Source organism: Cobetia sp. (assembly GCF_983723665.1).
Genome location: NZ_CFDJES010000142.1, coordinates 1 through 6,867, shown reverse-complemented (window position 1 = coordinate 6,867; position 6,867 = coordinate 1). Strand labels below are relative to the sequence as shown.

4 protein-coding genes are annotated in these 6,867 nt (G+C 62.7%); 1 reads left to right on the top strand and 3 read right to left on the bottom strand.

Annotated features, from left to right (window positions below; all coding sequences use genetic code 11):
- Positions 1 to 142 precede the first annotated feature (142 nt).
- The 3 genes from AC4FAH_RS12325 to AC4FAH_RS12315 form a co-directional block, all read right to left on the bottom strand.
- The gene (locus AC4FAH_RS12325; RefSeq protein ID WP_175090228.1) at positions 143 to 1,369 is read right to left on the bottom strand and encodes a TauD/TfdA family dioxygenase; all 1,227 of its coding nucleotides are present in this window, start codon (positions 1,367 to 1,369) and stop codon (positions 143 to 145) included.
- A 128-nt stretch (positions 1,370 to 1,497) separates the two neighbouring features.
- Entirely contained in the window at positions 1,498 to 2,487 is a 990-nt protein-coding gene (locus AC4FAH_RS12320) for a GlxA family transcriptional regulator (protein WP_225348017.1), read from the bottom strand.
- 324 nt (positions 2,488 to 2,811) lie between these two features.
- The gene (locus AC4FAH_RS12315; RefSeq protein ID WP_175090227.1) at positions 2,812 to 4,203 is read right to left on the bottom strand and encodes a bifunctional diguanylate cyclase/phosphodiesterase; all 1,392 of its coding nucleotides are present in this window, start codon (positions 4,201 to 4,203) and stop codon (positions 2,812 to 2,814) included.
- Between the two features lie 216 nt (positions 4,204 to 4,419).
- On the opposite strand from AC4FAH_RS12315, the gene AC4FAH_RS12310 reads away from it, so the two are divergent.
- Positions 4,420 to 6,867, top strand: a complete 2,448-nt coding sequence (locus tag AC4FAH_RS12310) for a DNA polymerase II (protein ID WP_490246112.1) — start codon at positions 4,420 to 4,422, stop codon at positions 6,865 to 6,867.

Below are 6,867 nucleotides of genomic sequence, written 5' to 3'. Positions count from 1 at the left end.
CCTGATCCCGCAGGACCCCGGCTTCACGCTCGTCATCACGCCACGCACGCCCTGATTCCCCCGCACGTTCTCATTCTCATGCCGGCCATCGGCGTGAGCTGATGTGTGAGCCAATTCGCGAGCAGAGGCATGCCGTGCCGAATCACGCCGTCTGGGTAGCTTCCTCGACCCGCTCGGCGCGTTCGGCACGCTTGAGCATGCGATAGCGAGAGCGCACCTCGTCACGTTCCAGGTAGCAGCCTTGCAACCAGCGGCTGCCGCTGTCGCCCTCGAAGGCATCGCGGGCGTGCAGCAGGCGGCGATTGTCGAAGATGACCATGTCGCCGGGGGCATAGGTGAAGCGCATGGCGAAGCGCGGCTCACGCAACATGCGCTGTAGCGTCATCAGTGCCTCATAGGCGGTCTCGGTCTGCTCGAACGGCGCCATCATCGGCCCGCGCAGGAAGTCGGCGATCCGTACCTCCAGCAGTTCTCCTGCCTGACCCAGCACGATCATCGGCGAGTACCAGACATGATCGGTATTGCGCGAGGTATTGGCGTAGCGCCAGTGCACCGTGGTGAGTGTCTCGTAGGCCTCGGGGTGTTCTTCCTTTAGCGCCGCCGCGATGGCGAAGCCATCCATCATCACCGCCATGCCGCCTTCCACGGTGTTCTCGAGACAATAGAGGCACTGCAGGCCCGGCTGATATTCCCGGGTCGGCAGGTCCACATGCGGCGGCAAGGCGATGGAGGTATAGGCGTTGGAATCCGGGTTCTGGATCGCGCGGACATTGAAGAGGTGGCCGAAGTTGGTGGTGCGGATCGAGCCGATGCGTTCGGCGACCTTTTCGATGGCGCCTTCTTCCGTCGGCAGGTCGCGCAGGCGCACCAGTCCCTTGCCGAGCAGTTCGTGCAGGGTGGGATACAGAATTTCCGCCTCCTGCGCGCTGCCATGATCGGCCTCGGCCAGGCGGGCGGCATCGATGGTCGGCGGCTGATCCAACTGCTCACCGTGCCAGAGCGTCAGCGGTGGCAGTTCCGGCGGCAGCGCGTCCTGGTTGTCATAGTCATTGGCACGCAGGAAGCCCGGGTGGAAGCGCAGGCTGCGGTCTTCGGGCGTGAACAGCACGCTGAGTGCGCCGTCCTCATCGATGCTGGCCTCGGCGATTTCCGGCCAGGCGGGAATCTGGGAGAGGTCCAGAATGCGTTCGCGCGTCGCCGGATTGACGGTGGTATCGTCCGCGGCGTTCTCGCGCAACCAGACACTATGAAAACGGCTGACGCGGCCATCGCTCCAGGTCACGCTCAGATAGCGTGCTTCGTGAATGACCTTCACGAGAGTCTCGTCAATTGGCCAGCTGTCGTAATCGGGTGTGATCGGGAGCGCCATGGAGAGTCCTTCCTTATGTCAGGTGAGCGATTCCCCGACAGAATGGCAGCCCACGGCGCTCGCTACTGTGCCTAATTCGACATCCACTGTGCCCAATTCGACATCGCGTTGCGGGTATCGGGCGTGGATCACCCCAAGGGGCGCGGTGGCTGGCGGCGTGCCTGGGTCGGGGTGATGCCGAAGCGACGGCGAAAGGCGCGGGTGAAACTCGAATGCGAGGTGAAACCACAGGCCAGGGCGATATCGGTCACGCCATGGCGGGTATCGTGAAGCAGGCTGCGTGCGTGCAGCAGGCGACGCTCCCCATGATAGGCGCGAGGCGTGCAGCCGAGCCCTTGCTGAAAGCGGCGCTCCAGCTGGCGCCATGAGAGGCCGAGCTCCTCGGCGAGTGCCTCGATGCTGAGCGGGGCCTCCAGGGTGTTCTCCATGCGAGTGATCGCACGCCTGAGCAGCGGGTCGGCCAGATCGGCCGTCTGCTGGCTGATGCCGCGCTGGCGGCTGGCCGGCAGGCGACCCTGATCGAGAATCAGCTGTTCGCGTACCGCCTGATAGAGCGTCTGGCCATGCTGGCGGCGAATCAGCTCCAGGCTCATGTCCAGCGGGGCGCTGCCGCCGGCGCAGAAGAAGCCATCGTCACTGATTTCATACAGTGACTCCACGGCGTCCACCTCATCGAAGCGCTGGTTGAATTCCGGCAGGCTTTCCCAATGCAGCGTGACCGTCTTGCCGGTGAGCAGGCCGGCGCGCGCCAGCACGAAGCAGCCGGTGTCCACGCCGCCGAGCTGGCAGCCGCTATGGGAGCGCTCCTGCAGCCAGTGCAAGGTGCGGTCTTCCAGATAGGCTTCCGGGGCAAAGCTGGTGCACACCACCAGCTTGTCCACTGCGGCAAGCTCGTCACGTGCGGTATCCACCGGCAGCACCATGCCGTTGGAGGCCTTGACCGACGCGCCATCCTGGCTTGCGAGTGTCCACTGATACAGGCGTGTTCCGCGCAGTCGATTGGCGATGCGCAGCGGCTCGATCATCGAGAACAACGCGACCATCGCGAAGCCCGGCAGCAGGAAGATACCGAGTTGGTGACGGTCAGCGGGGGCAGGCGAGGCAAGGGTGGCGGTCAAGGGCGCAATGCTTGTGGGCTGGTCAGACAGCACGCCGTCTTCCGGGAGGCCGAAGGCATAGGACGCATCGGGCGGCGTAGCGCTGGAATCGTGTGAAGGCATGAGGATAGGCAACGACGACGTCGGGTGGCTCAGCAGTAGGGGATGGGCCTGACCTTAGCGTGTTCGCTACCTGAGTGCGAGAGGGGGGATGACGTGACGCGAGGGCTTCGGCGAGAGGGCTTGGTGAGCGGGCTTGGTGAGCGGGCTTTGGTGAGAGGGCTCCGTCCTGCTTGGCGCTCCTGATCAGGCCAGGCAGGACGGAGCAATTCACGCATCATTGCGTTACAGCATCCTGAGGCAGTTGCGTCCTTCTTCCTTGGCCGCGTACATGGCTTCATCGGCGCGTGCGATCAACTGCTCGCGCGTGGCGCGGTCATCGGGTTCCAGGCAGGTCATCCCGATGCTCAATGACAGGGGCAGACGTTGGCCAGCGTATTCCACGACACTGTCCTTCATGCGTTGTCGCAGCAGGTTGATGCGCGTGGCCGAGTCACTGAGCAGCGAGTCAGGCAGAATCGCCAGGAATTCCTCGCCACCCCATCTGGCGAGGGTGTCGCCGGGCAGCAGAATCTCCTCGGCGAGCACGCTCAAGTGTTGCAAGGCAAGATCACCGGCGTCATGGCCATGATTGTCGTTGATCTTCTTGAAATGGTCGAAATCCAGCAGTGCCACGCACAGGGGGTGGTCAACCTCGGCGGTGGCCAGTGCCGCGATGCTGTCATCCAGTACCTGCTGGGCATGACGGCGATTGTAGAGGCCTGTCAGCGGGTCGGTGATCGCGATCTTCTCGAGCGCCTGATGCGCTTCCTTCAGGGCATTGATGTCATTGGCACGCGCGACTTCGTGGCCGGCCCACAAGGCGATGAGACGTACCAGCTCGATGTCTTCGGGGGTGAAGGGCGGTACCGGATCAGGGCTTGAGAAGTTGAAGGTGCCGTAGCGCTCACCATCCACGATCACCGGCGCCCCGATGTAGGCTTCCAGATTGAAGTTGGCATAGCAGGGATGGTTGCGGATCTCACTGCTGGCCACATGATGGAAGGCCTGGACGCAGTCGGCCTTGTAGACGTGATCGCAATAGGTATCGCTGAGCGAGAAACTCAGTCCCGGTTCCAGCAGGTCTTCCGGGTGACAGGCGCGCTGGACGACGTATTCGCCGTCCTGGATGCGGCTGAAGATACCGATCGGCAGGCCGAAATGGGCGCAGCCCAGTTTCAGCAGCTCATCGATGCGCTCATTGAAGTTGAGTTCACGTGATGAGGTGATGGCATGCAGGCTGTGGAGAGTATGTTCTGCCGTCACACGGCGTGAGACATCGCGGATCAGCCCGAACATGAAGATGTTGTCGCTGGTGGGGTCCTTGATGGGGCCGCCGAGCGTTTCCCCATAGAAGTAGGTGCCATCCTGGCGTCGGTAGCGGATGACCCGGCCTTCCTTGGCGGGCTGGGCATCGACACGAAAGCGCCTCTGCCCCTGGCGCTCGAACTCATCGCTGGAGGCATACAGCATACGTGTCTGCTTGCCGATCAACGCTTCACGCGGGTAGCCGAATGCCTTCACCGCACTGTCATTCAGGTAGGTAATATGGCGCTGATCATCTGCAAGCAAGATGATGTCGTCGATCTGGCCCAGCATCTGGCCCAGCAGGGTTTGAATCATCTCAAAGCGTTGCATGATGCAGGCTCCTTGTGGGGTGCCGCTATCTCGGGAGAGGCATTCCTTGCCGCAGACATCCATCCTGTCGCCGGGAAGGCACGGTATTTCCGTCGTCAAGCTCAGGCTTCACGCCGGATGTTGTACGATACAGAATTCATATTATCGTATGAGGATGCAGACGCGTCTTGCTCTCATCCTGCCCGGCATTCGTATATTCAACGTAAAGGTAATGCAGTGCCAGAGGCCGCATCCGAAGATTCCCGCCACGCTCCTGTTGAACTTCATGGCTTCGTGCTGACACGTCATTGGCAGGACACGCCCGAGGGGGTGGTGATCAGCTTCTGGATTCGCACCGACGAAGGCGCCGTACGTGTCGAATGTGCGCCCCAGGAAGTCGTCGCTTTCCTGCCCGCCGAACAGCAGGTGCTGGCTCAGACACTGGTGAGCTTTGAGGCCGGCGCCGAGCTGCGTCCGCTGGCATTGGAAGACTTCCACCATCGCCCGGTGGTGGGGCTCTACTGTCGTGAATATCGCACCCTGGGCCAGCTGACGCGCCGTTTGAAGGCGATTGGCGTCGATGTCTATGAAGCGGATGTTCGTCCGACGGACCGCTACCTGATGGAGCGTTTCATCACGGCAGGCGTCACGGCGCGCGGCGAGCGCCAGCCTGATGGCAGCGTGAAGAATGCGCGCCTGACACCGCTTGCGGGCTATCGGCCACCGCTGCGCTGGGCATCGCTGGATATCGAGACCGATGCGCGGGGCAATCTGTATTCCATCGCGCTCGAGGGCTGCGGACAGCGTCAGGTGTACATGCTGGGGCCCCCCAATGGCGAGGAGAACGTCAGCCGCGATTTCTCGCTGGAATACCGCGATAGCCGGCGTGAGTTGCTGCAATGCCTGCTGGACTGGGTCGCAAGGCATGATCCGGATGTCATCATCGGCTGGAACGTCATCCAGTTCGATCTGCGCATGCTGGTGCGGCTGTCAGAGGCCGAAGGCCTGCCACTGCGACTGGGACGTGACGCCAGCGTGATGCAGTGGCGCTCTCATTCTCGCCAGGCCGAGCACTTCTTTGCCGAGATCGCCGGGCGCTGGGTGGTGGATGGCATCGAGGCGCTCAAGTCGGCCTTCTGGCATTTCGAGTCGTTCAGTCTCGAGAATGTCTCGCGTGAGCTGTTGCAGGAAGGCAAGGCCATCGATGATCCCTACGGCCGGCTGGACGAGATTCTGCGCATGTTCGTCGAGGACAAGCCTTCCCTGGCGCGCTACAACCTCAAGGATTGCGAGCTGGTCACGCGCATCTTCGCGAAGACGCGACTGATGGAGTTTCTGCTCGCGCGGGCCGCTGCCACGGGACTCGAGGCGGATCGCAGCGGTGGTTCGGTGGCGGCCTTCACGCATCTGTATCTGCCGAGATTGCACCGGCTGGGCAAGGTCGCGCCCAATCTGGGAGACGTGGTGGGAGAGGACAGCCCCGGCGGCTTCGTGATGGATTCCCAGCCCGGCCTTTACGACTCGGTGCTGGTGCTGGATTTCAAGAGTCTGTATCCCTCCATCATCCGCACTTTCCTGATCGACCCGCTGGGTCTGGTCGAAGGGCTGCGTGGGTCGGAGAACGGCACGGATGATGCCCCTGAGGCCGGTGTGCCCGGTTTTCTCGGCGCGTGCTTCTCGCGTGATCGACACTGCCTGCCGGGCATCGTCGCCGAGATCTGGCAAGCACGTGACGCCGCCCGCGCGGCGGGTGACGCCCCGCTGACCCAGGCGCTCAAGATCATCATGAATGCCTTCTACGGCGTGTTGGGGTCACGCGGCTGTCGTTTCTTCGATCCACGGCTGGCGTCCTCGATCACGCGGCGTGGCCATCAGATCATCCAGCAGACGGTGGAGTTGATCGAGGCGCAGGGCTATCGCGTCATCTATGGCGATACCGACTCCACCTTCGTGTGGCTGGGCGCTGCGCATGACGAAGCCGAGGCGAGCCGAATCGGCCGTGAGCTGGCGGCCCATGTCACCGACTGGTGGCGACGGCATCTCAAGGACAGTCTCGATCTCGACAGCGCGTTGGAGCTGCAGTTCGAGACCCACTATCAGCGCTTCGTGATGCCGACCATTCGCGGGGCCGAAGAGGGCAGCAAGAAACGCTACGCCGGGCTGCAACAGACAGGCAGCAGCGGCCAGACGGAACTGGTGTTCAAGGGGTTGGAGTCGGTGCGTTCCGACTGGACGCCGCTGGCCAAGACCTTCCAGCAGGGACTCTATCGCCGCATCTTCGAAGGCAGCCCCTATCAGGAGTATCTGAAAGGCTACGTGCAGGATTACCTGCAACGCCATGCCCATGGCGCGGCGGACACCTCGGATGTCGAGGCCTTGATCTACCGCAAGCGGCTGCGGCGCAAGCTCGACGACTATCAGCGCAACGTGCCGCCCCATGTCCGTGCGGCGCGTCTGGCGGATGACGAGAACCGTCGGCGGGGCCTGCCGTTACGCTATCAGCGCGGCGGCTGGATTCGCTATGTGATGACCACCTCCGGCCCGGAACCCGTCGAGTATCTGCGCTCGCCCATTGATGTCGAGCACTACCTGAGTCGTCAGCTCAAGCCCGTCGCCGATGGCATCCTGCCGTTCGTCGACGATGATTTCGATCGCCTGCTGGATCGTCAGATGACGCTGTGGTGA

Coding starts and splice junctions, on each gene's coding strand:
- AC4FAH_RS12325 (WP_175090228.1), bottom strand. CDS start 1,369: ATGGCGCTCCCGATCACACCCGATTACGACAGCTGGCCAATTGACGAG.
- AC4FAH_RS12315 (WP_175090227.1), bottom strand. CDS start 4,203: ATGCAACGCTTTGAGATGATTCAAACCCTGCTGGGCCAGATGCTGGGC.